This is a genomic window from Rhodococcus sp. 05-2254-2 (assembly GCF_002259095.1).
GTDB lineage: Bacteria > Actinomycetota > Actinomycetes > Mycobacteriales > Mycobacteriaceae > Rhodococcoides.
In genome coordinates this window covers 260,577-277,128 of sequence record NZ_NOZJ01000009.1, presented here as the reverse complement: position 1 = coordinate 277,128, position 16,552 = coordinate 260,577, and the positions used below count along the sequence as shown (strand labels likewise).

Here is a 16,552-nt window from a genome sequence, read left to right as displayed (position 1 = left end):
GTAGGTCCTTCCATAGAGCGTGCGGCTGTTCTTCCATCTTGCCCGACGAACCTCGAGCAGGGCGATTTGGTACTCGGCAGGGGGTGTGCGCTATTGTTTCCAACGGCTCGCACGAGAGTGTGACGCCGCGAGGTAATCCCCCATAGCTCAATTGGCAGAGCATTCGACTGTTAATCGAAGGGTTCCTGGTTCGAGTCCAGGTGGGGGAGCGCAGTCCCCGTTCGGTTCGCCCGGGCGGGGATTTTTGCTGTCCGGAGTGAGCCGCACGAGCCGTCCGGCACTGCCCGTGAACGTACCGAAACAAGTGGTATTGAGAGTTCGAGTCAGTTAACAGATCGTGACGGTTATTTCTGTATATCGATTGAATGAATCCCTTCGACCGATGCCAGTTTTGTCGGTCTCTCGCGACATACTGAACGAGCGATCCCGGTGGCTCAACAGTGCTATAAAAAGCCGGGTCGGTCGGTTTTAAGGGGCTTCATGAGTTTGAGTTACGCAGCAACAGTTCCACGGCACCTCGTGCATCGGAGGTCGCCGGGCGACGTTCTGTTGACCGATTACGAGACCGTCGAGGGCACCCATCGGGCGGCCGTTCAGTTCCCCACGTCGCATCGCATGTTCGCGCCGGTGCGCCGAACCCACGACTCGTTGATGGTGGCCGAGGCTCTGCGCCAAGCGATCAGCCTCTTCTGCCACGTCAACCACGGGGTGCCACTCGATCACGTGGTGTTCATCGAGCACTCCCGCTTCGAGATCCTGGACCCGCTCTCGGTCGACGACATCGATGATTCGCTTGTCGCAGAGTCGATCACGACCGACGTTACGTTCGAGAACGAGTCGCTCGACAACATGAAGCTGTCTGCCCGACTCCTGAACGGCACCCACCTCGTCGCGTCGGGGACGGCGTCGGTGCGGACCATCGGACCCGAGGTGTATTCGCAGTTCCGCAAATCGACCGTTGCCGACCCCCACTTCCGTTTCCTGCCGGCCGGAACCGAGGTGGTCCCGGCGTCCTCCGTCGGACGTCTCGATCCCTCCGACGTGGTGCTGGCACGGCACACATCCGACGGCACCATCGTCGTCGCGCCGGATCCGCGAAACCTGGCGATGTTCGACCATTCGGTCGAGTATCTGCCGGGAGTGACGATGCTCGAGGCGGCCCGTCAGGCTCTGCGTCTGGCGACCGAAACACCGACGTTGGATTTCACCTCCTGCGAGGTGAGATTCATGGGATTCGCCGAATGGACCAACCCGTGCACGGTGATCGTCGACACGGACTCCACCGACGGCGTCTTTCGCATTCAGTTCGAGCACGACGGCGAGGTGCTGTCTGCGATGTCCGTCACGGTGACGTCCGAACCGTGGTTGGCCCCTACCGATCGCTCCAGTCGATAAGGGCGTCTTCGGCGACTGCCATCACGCGCGCGAGGCGTCGGCGCGGCACCACCGCGGGCAGCAACATCTGCCACATCTCGGTCAGCCGCTGCTGTAGATCGGCGCGTCCGGTCAACATCTCCGACACCGTCTGTACGCCGGTGAACGAGGCGACGATGTATCGACCGAGCGTGTGCGCGTCGATACCGTCGACTATGTCGCCCTCGGCCTGAGCACGTGCGGCCAGATCACCCATCTTGCCGATCCAGTCCTCGAACGCGCGCGCATTGGGGCTGTCCGCGATGGCCGACTCCAGCGTCAATCGCATACCCCCGCGGGCGATGGATTCGGTCTGCAGTTGGCGTCCCAATTCCTTGCTCACCAGAATCAAGGCATCCAAGGCCTTCGGAGTCCGCTCCATGATGAGGGCGCTCGCGCTCGCCGCCATGGACAGTTGCGCGTCGATAACTGCCTGCGCCAAATCTTCCTTGGACGAGAAATGAAAGTACATCGCGCCTTTGCTGACCCCGGCATGGGCGATGATGGTGCTCAAACTTGCTGTGCCGTAACCGAACTTCTCGAAACTGGCGGCGGCCCCTTGGAGTACGGCCTGCCTGGTGGACGCTGCACGCTCCTGCATCGGTAGACAATAACTGTTACCCGGGTTCGCGGCACGACGGCGCGAAGGACTTCTCCCTGCGAATCGATGGCAGGCTGAGGCGATGGTCCATACCAGTGCAGGAATTCTGTTGTATCGCGTCGGTGTCGACGGTCCGCAAGTCCTGATCGCTCACCCCGGAGGACCGCTCTGGGCGCGTAAGGACGACGGGGCCTGGTCCATCGTCAAGGGGCTGATCACCGATGGTGAAGACCCCTGGACGGCGGCACGACGGGAATTCCGAGAGGAAGTCGGTGTCGAGGTGCCGGCCGGAGAACACGTCGAACTCGGCACCGTCAGGCAACGCGGCGGGAAGATCGTCATCGCCTTCGGCGTCGAGGCCGATCTGGATGTCTCGAATGCGGTGAGCAACACATTCGAGATCGAGTGGCCGCCGAAATCCGGTCTCATGAAGTCGTTTCCCGAGGTCGATCGCGTCGAATGGTTTCCGCTGGCGCAGGCGAGGACGAAACTGCTCGCCTCCCAGCACCCCTTTCTGGACGCGGTGGAGGCGGTTGTCGCAGCACCGTAGTTTCGGCGCGGGTTCCCGGGGTATCCACCGGCCGGAAATGGCGAGGGTCGCGGATGCAGGGTGGGAAACAGATCATGACACCTACGGGTACGGCAGGCGTGACCGCTCACGCGGAGACTGCTCTCGTGGAGACAGTATGGGGCGGCCGGATAGTGGCATCGGGGTTCGTGGTTCTGGCCACAGGACTGTCGTGGGTCTTCGTCGCGTCGGCAATGATCGGACAGTGACCGAGGATCGGTCGGCCGAAACTGCTCGGCGACAACGACGAAGGACAGCACTGTGACCGACAGCATTGCCTCAGCAACACCACCCTCGACGGAGGTGCCCGCACGCGCCTGGAAAGCGCTCGTGGTTCTGCTGCTGGGGATGTTCATGGCGTTACTGGACACCACCATCGTCAACGTGGCGTTGCCGACGATCAGCACCACGTTGGAAGCGTCGGAATCGGTTCTGTCGTGGATCATCTCGGGGTACGCACTTGCGTTCGGACTGGCTCTCATCCCGGCGGGCAAGGTGGGCGACCGCATCGGTCACAAGTGGGTCTTCTTCACCGGTCTGGCACTCTTCACTCTCGCGAGCTTCGCGTGCGGGCTGGCTCAGGACGATCTGCAACTGGTCGTCGCGCGAGTCGTTCAGGGCTTGGCGGGCGGCATGTTCGTTCCCGCTGTCACCGCGTTCATCCAGCTGTTGTTCCCAGGGCCGGTGCGAGGCAAGGCATTCGCCATCATGGGTGCCGTCATCGGCGTGTCGACCGCGCTCGGTCCCATCGCCGGCGGCCTGATCATCCAGGCTTTCGGCGAAGAGAACGGCTGGCGGCTCGTCTTCTGGGTCAACCTGCCGATCGGGATCGTCGGTCTCGTCGCTGCTGCAGTGCTACTTCCGGGCAAGACCGATACCGAACCGGCTGCGCGCCCCGGAATCGACTGGCTCGGACTGGTGCTCATCTCGGCAGGTCTCATCGCGCTGCTCGTTCCGCTGATCGAGGGCCAGGAACTGGGCTGGCCCCTGTGGACCTACCTGACGATCGCAGCGGGACTCGGTCTGATCGCGTTGTTCGGCTGGTGGGAAGTGATCCGAACGGGCCGCGGACAGAATCCGTTGGTACCACCTCGATTGTTCACCCGTCCGGCGTTCACCGGAGGCGTGATCCTCGCGCTCGTCTACTTCGCTGCCTTCACGAGCATCTTCTTCACCATCTCGCTGCTGTGGCAGACCGGACTCGGCAACACGGCACTGGCATCGGGCCTGGTGTCCATACCCTTCGCGATCGGCAGCATCATCGCCGCCTCGCAGAGCAACAGGCTGACGATCAAACTCGGGCGTACCGTTCTGATACTCGGCGCGTCCCTCGTCTCGATCGGGCTCATCTGGTTGTGGATCATCCTCGCGACCAGCTCCGCCGACACGATCTCGCACTGGACGCTGACGGTGCCACTGTTCATCGCGGGTCTCGGCAACGGTGCGTTCATCGCACCCAACGCGCAGTTCATCGTCGCGACCGTCGATCGCGACGATGCGGGAGCCGCGAGCGGCGTCATTTCCACGATGCAGCGCGTCGGCTCGGCGATCGGCATCGCAGTGATCGGCAGCGTGCTGTTCGGGTCGCTCGAGATCACCGGGCCGGACACCGTCGGGTCGGGCTTTCTACACGGAGCAGCCATGGCAATGGCTGTCAGCGCGGCGTTCAGTGTGATTGCGCTGGCGTTGGTCTTCGCGCTTCCCAAGAAGGTGCAGGGCGCACACTGAGCGCTGCCGATCAGCCCTTCAGGCCTTTGCTGTGTCGCGCGACCACGGTGGACGCGAGATCGGCGATCTTGACGTTCAGATCCTGGGAAGACTTGCGCAACAACGCGAACGCCTCGTCGCCGTTCACGTCGTGCAGGGCCATGATCAATCCGATCGCCTTGCCTATCTCACGGTTGCTCTCGAGGCCGGCGCGCAGCGTCGACGCTTCTTCGCCGTTCATGACGGCGGCGACGGTGATCGAGGTGAAGGCCGTCAGGATGACTGCTTTGTCCACACTGTCCGAGCCGAAGACGCCGGGACGATCGGTGAACAGGTTGAGAGCCCCCACCTTCTGATCGTCGACCTTGAGCCGAAATCCCATCGCGCCTCGTACCGGCGTCCGGTTCAACACACCGCGAGCCATCGCCGGCCACTGGGTGGGAGTGCGGAAGTCGGCTTCGAGCTGGGCTGCCTCGCTGGTGATCGCGTCCAGGCACGGTCCTTCGCCGGTAGCGCGCTCGATATCGTCGACGACACGCGCGATGTCGTCCGAGGCTGCGACCGTGACAGCCTTCCCGTGGCGCATCAACATCAAGCTGGCGTGGTCACAATGCGGAACCAACAGCGTGGCCGCATTGCACAGTGCGGTGTAGACCTCTTCGGCGGTTGTACCTCGGTACACGATGTCGGCCAGGGCCGCGAACACAGTAGCCGGGTCGGTGGACGGGGCGTCGAACTGTCGGTCGTCGTTCATTGCTTCTCCCGTCGCGTATGGAACCGTCTCCCCGATAACCGGGCGTAGGCGCTACTTACCGTACCGCCAGGCGGCTGGGGGTACGAACAGTCGGGTCTCGGCAGTAGCCTCAGGTCGTGAGCGATGCGCAGGAGTCCACCGGGTTCGAGTACGGCCACGACGGACCGAAATCGATCGTGGTGGGCGTCGACGGGTCCGATTCGTCCTGGCGCGCCGCGGCCTATGCGGCAGGGCTCGCCCGTAGGCAGCAGTCGCTGCTGGTATTGGTGTACGTGCAACCCATTGCGACGGCCTCGTGGGGCCAGGCAGGCATCTCACTCGTCGAAACCGGTCAACAGATAGCCGACGAACTGCTCGACTACATCAGAACGTCGGCCGCCCGGTTCGGGGATCGGGAGCACGTGCGGTGGGAGTTCCGAACCGCACAGGGTGACCCGTACAACGGGCTGATCGCCGTGGCAGAGCAATTGCGTACCGACGCCGTCGTGGTGGGGGCGTCCGAGACTGCCGGACATCGAATCGCCGGCTCGGTGGCGGTGCGATTGGTCAAAGCGGGACGGTGGCCGGTGACCGTCGTGCCCTGAACGGAGCGAAATCGAGCCGATCTGCCGTCTGCCCTGTAAAAATAGGCAGTCACCTCGTCGGATGCGAGGCGCACGTGGTGCCGTTTTCGGATCCGAGGAGTTCCATGACCGGGCTGTCGCGTAGACAATTCGTGGCGAGAGTGGGGACACTCGCGGCGGTGTGGGGTATCGCACCCCACGTGCTGGGTCAGGCTCTTGCGGCGAACGCCCAGCCCGTGAACGTGGGCGCAACCGGAACACTCGCGCAGACGATCCTGCGATCCTCGACAGGGCCGGGGAAGTACCGCGTGCTCGATGCCGGTCCGGGGGAGCCGTACGTTGCACGCCTCGACGTTCTCGGACGAGCGCCGAACCCGTCGAGGGCGCAGTCGCGACGGTCGCTGCTCTACCTCGGGCACCTTTCGGACATGCACGTCATCGACGCCCAATCTCCCGGCCGCATCGAGCCCATGATCGTCTCCGACCACGCCGCATGGGGTTCGGCGTTCCATCCGCAGGACCCGCTGACCGTGCACGTCACCGCGGCGATGGTGAAAGCGTTCGCGGACGCGCGGATCAGCCCGGTCACCGGCGCACCGATGGGGGCTGCCGTGGTCACCGGGGACAGTGCCGACATGCATTCGCACCTCGAATTGCGCTGGTACATCGACGTTCTCGACGGCGTACCGGTTCGGCCGACGAGTGGGGCCGCGGACATCTTCGAGGGTGTTCAGGCCTGGCCGGAGGCGCAGTGGGCCTACCGACCCGGTGATCCTTCGGGAGGGTCGTTCGGCGATTACGGATTCCCGACGCTTCCCGACCTTCTCACCCAAGCGATGTCGGGAACCGTCGAATCGGTGGGTCTGCCCGTGCCGTGGTACTCGGTCTACGGCAACCACGACACTTTGTTGCTCGGCACCTTCGACCTGTCCTCGCAGCTGCACGCGCTCGCCGTCGGGGGCCGCAAGGCGTACACCCTCGAGGCGACGGCCACCTCCGCCCTGGCCGGTTACGCGTCGACGGCCAGTCCGCTGCAGAGAATGGTCGATGCGCTGGGCGTCGGATCCGGTGCGCGACCGGGGTTTCGCGCAGTGTCGGCCGACCCGGCACGGTACCTGTTCGAGCAACGCGAGTTCATGCAGGAGCACTTCGAGACCACCCCGACACCGGGACCGATCGGACACGGCTTCACCCAGCACAATCTCGACTCCGGTGAGACGTGGTGGGCGGCAGACCCCACCCCGAACATCCGAACGTTCGGACTCGACACCTGCAACGCCGTCGCCGGCCCCGACGGTGCGGTGCCCGAGAACCAATTCGACTGGCTCACCGAGCAATTGGAGAAAGCGCAGGCCGAGCGCAAGCTCGTGCTGATCTACACCCATCACAACAGTCTCACGCTGGAGAACCGAGCGCAGCGTCCAGGAGAATCGGGGAAGCTCTACGGCGCAGACGAATTCATCGATCTGCTGTTGAAGTATCCCGTGGTGATCGGCTGGCTCAACGGCCACACCCACCAGAACCAGATTTTGGCGCATTCGAGCGGCGGACGCGGATTCTGGGAGATCACCACCGCGTCGTGCATCGATTTCCCGCAGCAGCAGCAGGTGGTCGAGATCGTCGACAACCGCGACGGAACTCTGTCGCTGTTCACCACGGTGCTCGATCACGCGTCGCCGATCACACCCGGAAACAGCGGAAGCTACCTGGATCTGGCGTCGCGCAGCCGCGAATTGGCGGCCAACGACTGGGCCGAGAATCCGCTGATGCGTCGAGGGTCGCGCCTGGATCGCAACACCGAATTGCTGTTGCCTGCACCGTTCGATCTGAGTGCCATCACCGACGCCGCGCTCGAGCAGCAACATCTGGACGAGCACGCGAGACTGATCGCCTACGAGACGAGGCAGGGTCGATGAACGGAGTGTGCAGGAAGATTCTCCTGGTCGCCGCCGTGGTGGCGTGCGCGGGATGTTCGCAGACCGCTGCGCTCGCGCCGGTCGGCGGTGCCGAACTCGGGGACCTCCGCTACGCAGTGAACGACGTTCTGTTCGAGAAGGGAATCGAGATACGGGTTGCGCCGGTCTGCTCCGGTACCGGAGCAGACATCGAATGTGTCGGGGAGACAACCGACAACGAGGCGATCACCGGCTCGGCCACGTCGGACGACGCGAGCACCGTCGAGGTGAAGGTCGGCACGGAGGTTCTCTACTCGGGGTCTGTGCAGGACGTGCTCGACCGCAATTCGACGGTCGGTGCGCCGTGAGGGGGAGTGCGGTGCTCGCTGCCGTTGTGCTCGTGTCTGCGCTGATTCAGGCGGTGACAGTCCTGGGCGATCCCGTTCCAGAATCCTCCGTGGGATTCGGTGGGTTGGTTGCGGCGTCTGCCGCGGCACTGGTGGTCGCCCTGTGGATCACCGCATCGACGGCACTCGATGTGGTGGACGGCAACATCCGCGGTGCGCTGGCTCGGGCATGGCGGCGGCCGCGCGTCCTGGTGTGGTGTGTGGTCTCGACTCTGGTTGCCGTCGCGCTGGCGATTGTGTTCCCGCTGCTTCCGATTGTCGTGATTCTGGTTGCGCTGCTGGTGCTTCCGGCCGTGGCCGACGGGCAACGACATCCGTTCCGCGCTGCGACGGCGACTGTCCGGCAGTCCCCGGGGCGGTGCGCAGTCGCGGCAGTCGTCACGATTGTTGCCTTCGTCCTCGCCTGGGTCGTGGCACTGGTACTGGGCTTCTTCGTCACCGGCGTGGTGGCGGCGTTTCTCACGTGGGTGTGGTTCGGCGCGAATGCTGCTGTGCTGCTGGTGTATTCGTCACGGTTGTACCGTCGGGTGGGAAGCCGATGACTCGTGCGACCGGACACTCGAAGGCGGCGTGTCGGTAGCCGCAACGTTGCGCTACTGCGTCGGCACCCACTTCGGTTCGCGCATCATCTGAGCTGCCCGATCGCCGAACTCATCGCTCCCGCACGCGATGTGCCTTGTTCCGATACATCGCGGTATCGGCCCGATGAATCAGCGTCGCGGCCGAATCGGCGGGTCGTCGCCTTGCTGCACCTGTGCTGATCGATACACGCTCATGCCCATCGATTCCAAGGAGGTGCGTTGCTGCCCCCGCCGCCGCGGCGATGTAGTCGGCTAGATAACGCTGTTCGTCGAACTGCCAGACGAAGCCTCCGTGAGCCCACACGGATGGGCGGGACGCGATCAGGAACTCATCACCCGCATACCGGCAGACGATTCTGTCGTCATGCGACAGGGCGTGAAGTCGGTCTGCGATCGCGGACAGGACTGCGTCTCCGGCCGCATGGCCGTAGCCGTCGTTGACCTGCTTGAAGTGATCGACATCGGCGAACATCACCATTACTTCGTCGCCGGCTGCAAGCCAATCGTCGATGACCGAGACCGCAACGTTGCGACGGTACAGCCCGGTCAAGTCGTCGCGTTCTGCGCGCTCACGCCACGTTCGTGCCTCACTGACAATAGGATTCGCAAGATCCAGGGCAACGACGATGAGAGGCACGCCGTCGAACACCGCGAGTCCGGTGTGCGTCCAGCACGACACCGACACGTCGTCGTCTTGGTGGAGCCGTCGCATCGCGGCGACCGGTGTCTGTGACGATTCCCCTGTTCGGGCGAAGTCGGTCAGTAGATTCTCTGATACGGCCCGGATCTCCGCATGCTCCGTTGGGTGCACGAAGGCGAAGACATCACGGGTATCGCTGTACGTGCGAGATAGATTCGCCGACTTTCGGCACGCGGTATTGACGGCCAGGATGTGAAAACTGGTGTCGTGAACGAGCGCAGGAAGCGGGATAGCGGCGACGATCTGCTGCGCAGTAACGATCCGTGGCACACCCTCGCTTCCACGTGCGTCCACCTGGCCAAGGGTAAACCGACGGGAATTGCCGAGAGCAAAAATACTACCGGTCAGTAAGCAACGCCACACACGACAAGAACACGACTCGCGGGACGCGGGCGCGTCGGGTACACCGAAGTCAGGTCTACAACGTCACTCCGGAACAACGGAGTCCGAGGCGTGCTCGCCGTAGAAGGACGACTGCGACTGCATGATGTCCTGCATACCGTCGCCGTGCGACGCGTCGTACACCGTTCCCGGAAAGTCCAGAGTTTGCTGGATGGCCCAGATTTCGTCGTGGCTGTTTGCCGGAAACATGCTGGCCGGATCTCCCACGGCAACCCACCCGATGGGGAGGACCGACCCGGCGGCAAGCCTCGAATCGACCTGGAGCACTGCGTTGATTCGGACCTCCGACCCTGCCTCGACGATCGACCCGGGAAACGTCGACGCACCGGTGGCGATGAACGACTCCCGACCGATGACGGTGCCATTGACGTGCGCGTGCGGGCCGATCAACACACTGTCACCGACGATCGTGGGGTACTTCGCGCGTCCCTTGACGACGGCGTTCTCCATCACGACCACATTCTCACCGATACTTACCTGACCATCCTCGGCCGTCAGGATCGCACCGTGCAGAATCCGCGACCCTGCGCCGACGACAACGTTGCCCACCAACACTGCCGTCGGCGCAACCCACGCATGCTCGGACACGGACGGGGACGAACCTCGGTGTTGGTACCGCATGGTGTCTTTTCCTCGGTAGTTGCTCGGCGAACTGGTCTGGTCGAGCGAAATTTTGAATTCGAAGGATGTTGGGAACGGGTGTCGATGGTCATCGAGGCGTATCGGCCGTCGAAAGTCTGCACCTTCGAGCCTTCATCGGGCGCATCATCAGCAGAGATCAGCACCGAAATCGCTGGCCACGGAACCGACGCAGCTGTGATTCGCATGGCGTCATCGATTCAGTGATCCGAACCACTGGGAATGGCAATGCAGTGCAAAAGCCTCGATGCCGCGGCGTGCACGCCAGAATTGCTGATGGGTCCGAGTCGCCCTGTGTCGCTGTATCTTCGGGCAGGGTCAGGCTGGGTATGTACGCAATCGCCAGGGCTCACCGACCTGACAGGGAGGCCGATCGGGTGTGGGGCGGGCGGGGCTCGAACCCGCGACCAATGGATTATGAGTCCACGGCTCTAACCGACTGAGCTACCGCCCCATGCCCGTACCAGGTACGAGCCTGCAGAATCGTACAGAATCGCGTCGCCTCGACGGTGCATCGGGGCAGCTATTTCGCTCGGACCTGCACCGGGACACCGTTGAGGATCGCATTGGCCGAGACGGCGTCGACGCGATTGGGGTCGGTGATGTCGTTGACGCTCGGCCCCTGCACCGTCGTGGCAACGGACAACTGCACGCCGGGGCGCTGATGTCCGAATCCGTGCGGCATGCTCACCACGCCGGGCATCATCTTCTCCGACGCCGCTACCTCGATGTCGACGGTTCCGGCGGCGGAGGTGACCGACACCATCGAACCGTCCTCGATACCGCGGTTCGCGAGATCCTCAGGATGCGCCAGAAGCTGATGTCGCGCTTTGCCTTTGGTGAGCCGGGCGGTGTTGTGCATCCACGAGTTGTTGCTGCGCAGGTGTCGCCGACCGATCATCAGCAGTTCATCGCCGGATGGAACTGCGCTGGAATGCATCAGATCCACCAACGCGGGGAGTTCGGCAACAACGATGTCCTGAATCAGTTGTACCCGCTTGTCCCGCGTCTTCAACTTCTGTGGGAAGCCGGGACGCAATGGTCCGAGATCGACACCGTGTGGGTTGGCTCGAAGTTTCTTCAGCGACAGTCCTTTTCGTTGACTCCGGAGCAGGATGTCCAGGGTGCGGGCGGGGGACAGGCGCAGCCGGGCTTCGCCGATGATGTTCTTCGGAGTCACTCGTGACTTCAACCGACCGACCGTCGAACCGGCCATACGGCTCTTGTAGCGCAGCGACAGATCACGGAAGATCTCCCAATCGTGCTTGGCGTCGGCTTGCTTGGGCAGCACTGCAGGCATGTACTTCGCCGTGTTGTGAACGGCGAAGGAGTTGAAGATCAGGTCGTAGTGGTCGCGTTCGAGCGACATCGTCGGCGGCAGAATCACGTGTGCGTGACGCGATGTCTCGTTGATGTAGAAGTCGAACGACACCATGAAATCGAGACCCGCGAACGCGTCGTTCAGGGTGGTGCCGCCGGGCATCGACAACACCGGATTGCCGGACAGGACCGCCATCGCACGGATCTGGTCCTTGCCCTCGGTGGTGATCTCGTCGACGAGCGTCGAACAGGGGTATTCGCCTGCGAACTCGGGCAGGTCGCGAACGCGACTGCGCCACTTGTCGAAATGGCCGCGGCCGACGATGCCCTGCTTGATCAGATCGATCGCGGGATCGGTCACCATGGCACCGCCGGGGCGGTCGAGATTGCCCGTGATGATGTTCAGTACCTGAATCGCCCACTGGCACACGGTGCCGAACTGCTGAGTCGAGACCCCCATTCGGCCGTATGCCACCGCGGACCTCGCCGAGGCGAAATCACGTGCCAGGGCCGAGATCTCTTCCGCAGCAATCCCGACGACCGGAGCGACGGATTCCGGTGCGAATTCCGCGACGAGATCCGCGAGTCGGTCGGCACCGTCGACGTAGTCGGCCACGGTCACCGTGCCGTCGGCCACGATCGTGTGGATCATCGCGAGCAGCAGCAGTGCGTCGCTGCCGGGCCGAACGAAGAAGTGGGTGTCTGCGATGTCGGCGGTCTCGGTCTTGCGCGGATCGACCACGACGAGGCGGCCGCCCCGTTTGCGCAGTGCCCGCGCCCTCTTTGCGAAATCGGGCACGGTCATCATGCTGCCGTTCGAGGCCATCGGATTGCCGCCGAGGACGAGGAAGAAGTCGGTTCGATCGATGTCCGGGATCGGCAGTAGCAACTGATGCCCGTACAGCAGGTGATCGACGAGCTGGTGCGGGAGCTGATCCAGCGAGGTGGCGGAGTATCGATTGCGCGTCCGCATGAGCGAGGTGAAGGGAATACCGTGGGTCATCGCACCCATCGAATGCACGTTGGGGTTGCCCTGATAGATCCCGACGGCATTGCGGCCGTACTTCTCACGCGTCGAGACCAAACCGTCGATCACGAGGTCGTATGCCTCGTCCCAGCCGATCTTCTCCCATTTCTCGCCCACACGTTTGACCGGTGTGGTGAGCCGATCGGTATCGGCGTGCAGATCGATCAGCGACAGCGCCTTGGGGCAGATGTGGCCGCGTGAGAGCGGATCCTTCTCGTCACCGCGAATCGAGACCACCGCATCGTTCTCCACCGTGAACTCGAGCCCACAGATCGCCTCGCACAGATTGCACGATCCATACACAACCGACATCGCATTCCTCCCACTCATGTGCTGCGAGCGTAGCCCGGCGGGGGACCGGGGCACCGTCGTCGACCGACAATTAGGCTCGTGAGTCGTGACCACCCTCGATCTCACGGCCTCCTGGCCCGTCGACCATGTCAGTGCAGCAGTCGTCACCGACTCCGGAGTTCGTGAGGAGGTCGGGGACACCGATCGCGTCTACGAGCTGGCCTCGGTCACCAAGCTGCTCAGTGCGTACGCAGTTTTCGTCGCCGTCGAGGAAGGTGCGGTGGAGCTCGATCAGCCCGCAGGACCGGAAGGGTCGACGGTTCGACACCTCCTCGCACACGCGTCGGGACTGGCGTTCGGCGACCTCACAGTCCAGGCACCGGCCGGTACCAAGCGGATCTACTCGAGCGCCGGGTTCGAGGTGCTGGCCGAGCTGATCGAAACCGAGGCAGGCATTGCCTTCCCCGACTACTTGGACGAGGCCGTGTGTCGGCCGCTGCAGATGACGAACACGTCGTTGCCGGGATCGGCGGGCCACGGGGCCAGCTCGACCCTCGCCGATCTGACGAGGTTCGCCGCCGAACTGTTGGCACCGACGCTGCTGGCGTCGCAGACACTCGCGTCGGCGACCGAAGTGCAGTTTCCCGGCCTGAACGGGATCGTGCCCGGATACGGATCGCACAAGCCCTGCGACTGGGGACTCGGGTTCGAGCTGCGCGACGGCAAGAGCCCGCACTGGACCGGAAGCAAGAACTCGTCCGCGACGTTCGGCCACTTCGGGCAGGCCGGAACGTTCCTGTGGGTCGATCCGGCCGTGCGGACCGCGTGTGTGGTGTTGACCGATCGAGCCTTCGGAGACTGGGCGAAACCGCTGTGGCCGGAGCTCTCCGACGCAGTGCTGGCCGGGTGAAACTCCATCGTTCACAGATTGCACTGGCGCAACAGGGGCAACTCGGGGCACACTAGTACACAGACGCATTGATTCACTGCAGCCAGCCGAAGCATGTCGAGGTCGTTGGGGAAGACGTCCCTCGTCGAAGCTGGAGGTAGTGCAATGCGTGGATCGAATCAATTCGCAGAAGCGACGTCGGGTGTTGTGTACATCCACTCGTCGCCCGCTGCGTTGTGCCCGCATGTCGAATGGGCGTTGACCGACGCCCTCGATTGCCGTGCGAACTTGAAGTGGTCTGCGCAGCCCGCCTCCGATGGGCAGCTGCGCGCCACCACCGACTGGGTCGGCCCCGTCGGCACCGGAGCAAAGCTGGCCGGCATCCTGCGCTCGTGGCAGATGCTGCGGTTCGAGGTGACCGAGGACGCCAGCGAAGGCGTGGACGGCGAACGGTTCTCCCATGTGCCCGGTTTGGGGCTGTGGCGCGGAACGACGAGCGCGAACGGGGACGTGATGCTCGGCGAGATGCGGCTGCGCGCCCTGATGGAGAACAACCAGGGCAACTTCACCGCGGCCGTCGAGCAGGCTCTCGGATCGGACTGGGACGCAGCCCTCGAGCCGTACCGAACCGGCGGGGCCGGAGCCGAAGTGACGTGGCTGAGTCGCAACGTCGGCTAGGGGTTGCTGGGGGTTCTGGCTCGCGGTAGTTTGCGTCCGTGCCTGGGGTAGGCATGTGGGAACGACCGTGGAGTGGTGAGTTCGATGTTGTCGACCGGAAAAGTGATTCGATTCGACGAGTTCAAGGGGTACGGATTCGTAGCGCCGGACGAGGGCGGCGAGGACGTGTTCATTCACGTCAACGATCTGGACTTCGACAAACGACTGTTGGCACCGGGGGTTCGCGTCGAATACGTTGCCGTCGAAGGCGATCGAGGCCTCAAGGCCACCCAGGTGCAGATCATCGACACCCCCGCGTCGACCGCGCTGGTCACCCGGCGCAAGCCCGACGTGCCGTTCCACGACGTTCCGATCAGCGAACGCGAGCAACTCGAGGACGTCATCTGCGACGTGCTCTCCGAGGCGGACTTCACCGCCGAAGTGACCGAGGCACTGCTGACAGCCAACGGAACTGTCACCGCAGCGCAGATCCTCGACATCCGATCGGCAATGCTGCGACTGGCTCACGACCACAAGTGGATCGAGAGCTGACGCCGGAGTTCGCCCGTCCGTTGTGACGCCCGTTCGGTTCAGGATGAATGTGGCTTTGTTGCACTCGGAGCGCCTCGGAGCCGCATTGATCCCAACCGGGGCCGGGGGTGACACCACCCGAGGCGGCGGGGCACCCCGTGACGATCAGAGCGGAATGTTCTTGTGGTTGCCGCGTGCCGCAGGGGCGGCCGCGAGCGCCCTGGCGACCGTGCTGCGGGTCTTGCACGGCTCGATGACCTCGTCGACGACACCGATGGCCACGGCGCGCTCGACGCCACCGGCGATGCTTTCGTGCTCGACGGTGAGGCGATCGTGCAATGCCTCACGCTCCTCCTCGGGAGCGGCTGCGAGTGCCTTCTTGTGCAGGATGCCGACGGCGGCCTTCGCGCCCATCACGGCGACCTCGGAGCCGGGCCAGGCGTAGACCGCGGTAGCACCGAGTGCACGGGCGTTCATCGCGATGTACGCGCCGCCGTAGATCTTGCGGGTCACCAGGGTGACGCGGGGGACCGTGGCTTCGGCGAAGGCGTGCAACAGCTTTGCTCCGCGACGGACGACGCCCTCCCATTCCATGCTGACGCCGGGGAGGTACCCGGGAACGTCGACGACCACGATCAGTGGGATGCCGAATGCGTCGCACAGTCGCACGAAACGGGCTGCCTTCTCGGCACTTTCGGAGTTGAGGCAACCGCCGAGACGAATGGGGTTGTTGGCGATGACGCCGACGGTGCGGCCGCTGATGCGTCCGAGGCCGATGACAATGCTGCGGGCCCAGCCGCCCTGGAACTCCTCGAAGGTCGATTCCCCTTCGACGTTGTCCAGCAGCTCGTGCACGATCGGGTGCACATCGTATGCGCGACGGTTGGATTCGGGCATCAGCGCTCGGAGGTCGGTGTCTCCGTGCTCGGCGGCGGCGATGTCGAATTCGCCCTGCTCGCAGAACATGGACACCAGGCGGCGGGCGCGGGTGAACGCGTCCATCTCGCTGTCGGCGACGATGTGGCACACGCCGGACTTCTTGTGGTGGGTGTCGGGGCCGCCGAGCGAGGCCATGTCGACCTGCTCACCGGTGACGCTGCGGACGACGTCGGGACCGGTGACGAACACGCGTCCCTCGGGAGCCATGATGACGACGTCGGTCAGCGCAGGACCGTAGGCGGCGCCGCCGGCTGCGAAGCCGAGGACGACGGAAACTTGGGGGACGAGGCCGGATGCTCGAACCATGGCCTCGAAGACGAGCCCGACGGCATGGAGGGCTTCGACGCCCTCGGCGAGGCGCGCGCCGCCGGAATGCCAGACGCCGACGATCGGAGCGCGCTGCTCGATGGCCGTGTCGATGGCGGCGACGATGTGCTTGCAGCCGTCGACGCCCATGGCACCGCCCATGACGGTGGCGTCGGAGCAATACGCGATGGTGTGGACGCCGTCGATCTCGCCGGACGCTGCGAGGATGCCGGACTTGTCCCGATCGTGCAGGGGCACAGTGGTTCCGGCGTCGAACAGATTCTCGAGGCGGGCGAGTGGATCGCGGGGATCGGTGGAGGTACCGGATCGTGTGACGGGGGCCAGAATGGTCATCGCTTGTC

Annotated in this window: 17 protein-coding genes and 2 tRNA genes; 12 read left to right on the top strand and 7 right to left on the bottom strand. The window is 64.0% G+C overall.

The features are described from left to right. Positions 1-136 precede the first annotated feature (136 nt). A tRNA-Asn gene (locus CH283_RS15925) sits at positions 137-209 on the top strand. Positions 210-480: 271 nt separating this feature from the next. Next, positions 481-1,395, top strand: a complete 915-nt coding sequence (locus tag CH283_RS15920) for an AfsA-related hotdog domain-containing protein (RefSeq protein ID WP_094640179.1) — start codon at positions 481-483, stop codon at positions 1,393-1,395. Here CH283_RS15920 and CH283_RS15915 read toward each other — a convergent pair. After that, positions 1,373-2,014: a ScbR family autoregulator-binding transcription factor gene (locus CH283_RS15915; protein ID WP_068052291.1), complete on the bottom strand. Its 642-nt coding sequence runs from the start codon at positions 2,012-2,014 to the stop codon at positions 1,373-1,375. The two genes, CH283_RS15920 and CH283_RS15915, sit on opposite strands and share 23 nt — an antisense overlap. Positions 2,015-2,096: 82 nt before the next feature. Between CH283_RS15915 and CH283_RS15910 the strand changes: the two genes are divergently transcribed. The 3 genes from CH283_RS15910 to CH283_RS15905 all read left to right on the top strand — a co-directional run bounded on the left by CH283_RS15910 (position 2,097) and on the right by CH283_RS15905 (position 4,310). Next, a complete protein-coding gene (locus CH283_RS15910) occupies positions 2,097-2,564 on the top strand; it encodes an NUDIX domain-containing protein (protein WP_094640178.1) in 468 nt (155 codons plus the stop codon). A 74-nt stretch (positions 2,565-2,638) separates the two neighbouring features. After that, the gene (locus CH283_RS28330; protein WP_156516304.1) at positions 2,639-2,791 is read left to right on the top strand and encodes a hypothetical protein; all 153 of its coding nucleotides are present in this window, start codon (positions 2,639-2,641) and stop codon (positions 2,789-2,791) included. Positions 2,792-2,843: 52 nt separating this feature from the next. Further along, positions 2,844-4,310 carry a DHA2 family efflux MFS transporter permease subunit gene (locus CH283_RS15905; RefSeq protein ID WP_094640177.1) on the top strand — a complete coding sequence of 489 codons (1,467 nt, stop codon included), beginning with the start codon at positions 2,844-2,846 and terminating at the stop codon, positions 4,308-4,310. Positions 4,311-4,320: 10 nt separating this feature from the next. On the opposite strand, the gene CH283_RS15900 is transcribed toward CH283_RS15905, so the two are convergent. After that, positions 4,321-5,043: a GAF and ANTAR domain-containing protein gene (locus CH283_RS15900; protein WP_068052282.1), complete on the bottom strand. Its 723-nt coding sequence runs from the start codon at positions 5,041-5,043 to the stop codon at positions 4,321-4,323. Between the two features lie 116 nt (positions 5,044-5,159). On the opposite strand from CH283_RS15900, the gene CH283_RS15895 reads away from it, so the two are divergent. The 4 genes from CH283_RS15895 to CH283_RS15880 all read left to right on the top strand — a co-directional run bounded on the left by CH283_RS15895 (position 5,160) and on the right by CH283_RS15880 (position 8,450). Beyond that, positions 5,160-5,627 (top strand): universal stress protein, encoded by a 468-nt coding sequence (locus CH283_RS15895; RefSeq protein ID WP_094640176.1) that lies wholly within the window; start codon positions 5,160-5,162, stop codon positions 5,625-5,627. 104 nt (positions 5,628-5,731) lie between these two features. After that, complete coding sequence (locus CH283_RS15890) at positions 5,732-7,522, top strand: TIGR03767 family metallophosphoesterase (RefSeq protein WP_094640175.1); 1,791 nt, start codon at positions 5,732-5,734, stop codon at positions 7,520-7,522. Then, the gene (locus tag CH283_RS15885; RefSeq protein ID WP_094640174.1) at positions 7,519-7,869 is read left to right on the top strand and encodes a hypothetical protein; all 351 of its coding nucleotides are present in this window, start codon (positions 7,519-7,521) and stop codon (positions 7,867-7,869) included. Before CH283_RS15890 ends, CH283_RS15885 begins: the two co-directional genes overlap by 4 nt. Positions 7,870-7,901: 32 nt before the next feature. Continuing rightward, positions 7,902-8,450 carry a hypothetical protein gene (locus tag CH283_RS15880; protein ID WP_217901115.1) on the top strand — a complete coding sequence of 183 codons (549 nt, stop codon included), beginning with the start codon at positions 7,902-7,904 and terminating at the stop codon, positions 8,448-8,450. Between the two features lie 109 nt (positions 8,451-8,559). On the opposite strand, the gene CH283_RS15875 is transcribed toward CH283_RS15880, so the two are convergent. From CH283_RS15875 to CH283_RS15860, 4 genes are all read right to left on the bottom strand, one after another. Then, complete coding sequence (locus tag CH283_RS15875) at positions 8,560-9,483, bottom strand: sensor domain-containing diguanylate cyclase (RefSeq protein ID WP_094640172.1); 924 nt, start codon at positions 9,481-9,483, stop codon at positions 8,560-8,562. Between the two features lie 132 nt (positions 9,484-9,615). Beyond that, positions 9,616-10,179, bottom strand: a complete 564-nt coding sequence (locus tag CH283_RS15870; protein WP_217901114.1) for a gamma carbonic anhydrase family protein — start codon at positions 10,177-10,179, stop codon at positions 9,616-9,618. 431 nt (positions 10,180-10,610) lie between these two features. Then, positions 10,611-10,684, bottom strand: a tRNA-Ile gene (locus tag CH283_RS15865). A 69-nt stretch (positions 10,685-10,753) separates the two neighbouring features. Next, a complete protein-coding gene (locus CH283_RS15860; protein ID WP_094640170.1) occupies positions 10,754-12,889 on the bottom strand; it encodes a molybdopterin-dependent oxidoreductase in 2,136 nt (711 codons plus the stop codon). Positions 12,890-12,974: 85 nt separating this feature from the next. On the opposite strand from CH283_RS15860, the gene CH283_RS15855 reads away from it, so the two are divergent. The 3 genes from CH283_RS15855 to CH283_RS15845 all read left to right on the top strand — a co-directional run bounded on the left by CH283_RS15855 (position 12,975) and on the right by CH283_RS15845 (position 14,966). Beyond that, positions 12,975-13,778, top strand: coding sequence for a serine hydrolase domain-containing protein (locus CH283_RS15855; RefSeq protein WP_094640169.1), 804 nt, complete (start codon positions 12,975-12,977; stop codon positions 13,776-13,778). Between the two features lie 144 nt (positions 13,779-13,922). Then, positions 13,923-14,435, top strand: coding sequence for a DUF3145 domain-containing protein (locus CH283_RS15850; protein ID WP_068052258.1), 513 nt, complete (start codon positions 13,923-13,925; stop codon positions 14,433-14,435). 84 nt (positions 14,436-14,519) lie between these two features. Further along, entirely contained in the window at positions 14,520-14,966 is a 447-nt protein-coding gene (locus tag CH283_RS15845; RefSeq protein WP_068052255.1) for a cold-shock protein, read from the top strand. Positions 14,967-15,110: 144 nt separating this feature from the next. Here CH283_RS15845 and CH283_RS15840 read toward each other — a convergent pair whose 3' ends face one another. Beyond that, positions 15,111-16,544: an acyl-CoA carboxylase subunit beta gene (locus CH283_RS15840; protein ID WP_094640168.1), complete on the bottom strand. Its 1,434-nt coding sequence runs from the start codon at positions 16,542-16,544 to the stop codon at positions 15,111-15,113. Positions 16,545-16,552: the final 8 nt, after the last annotated feature.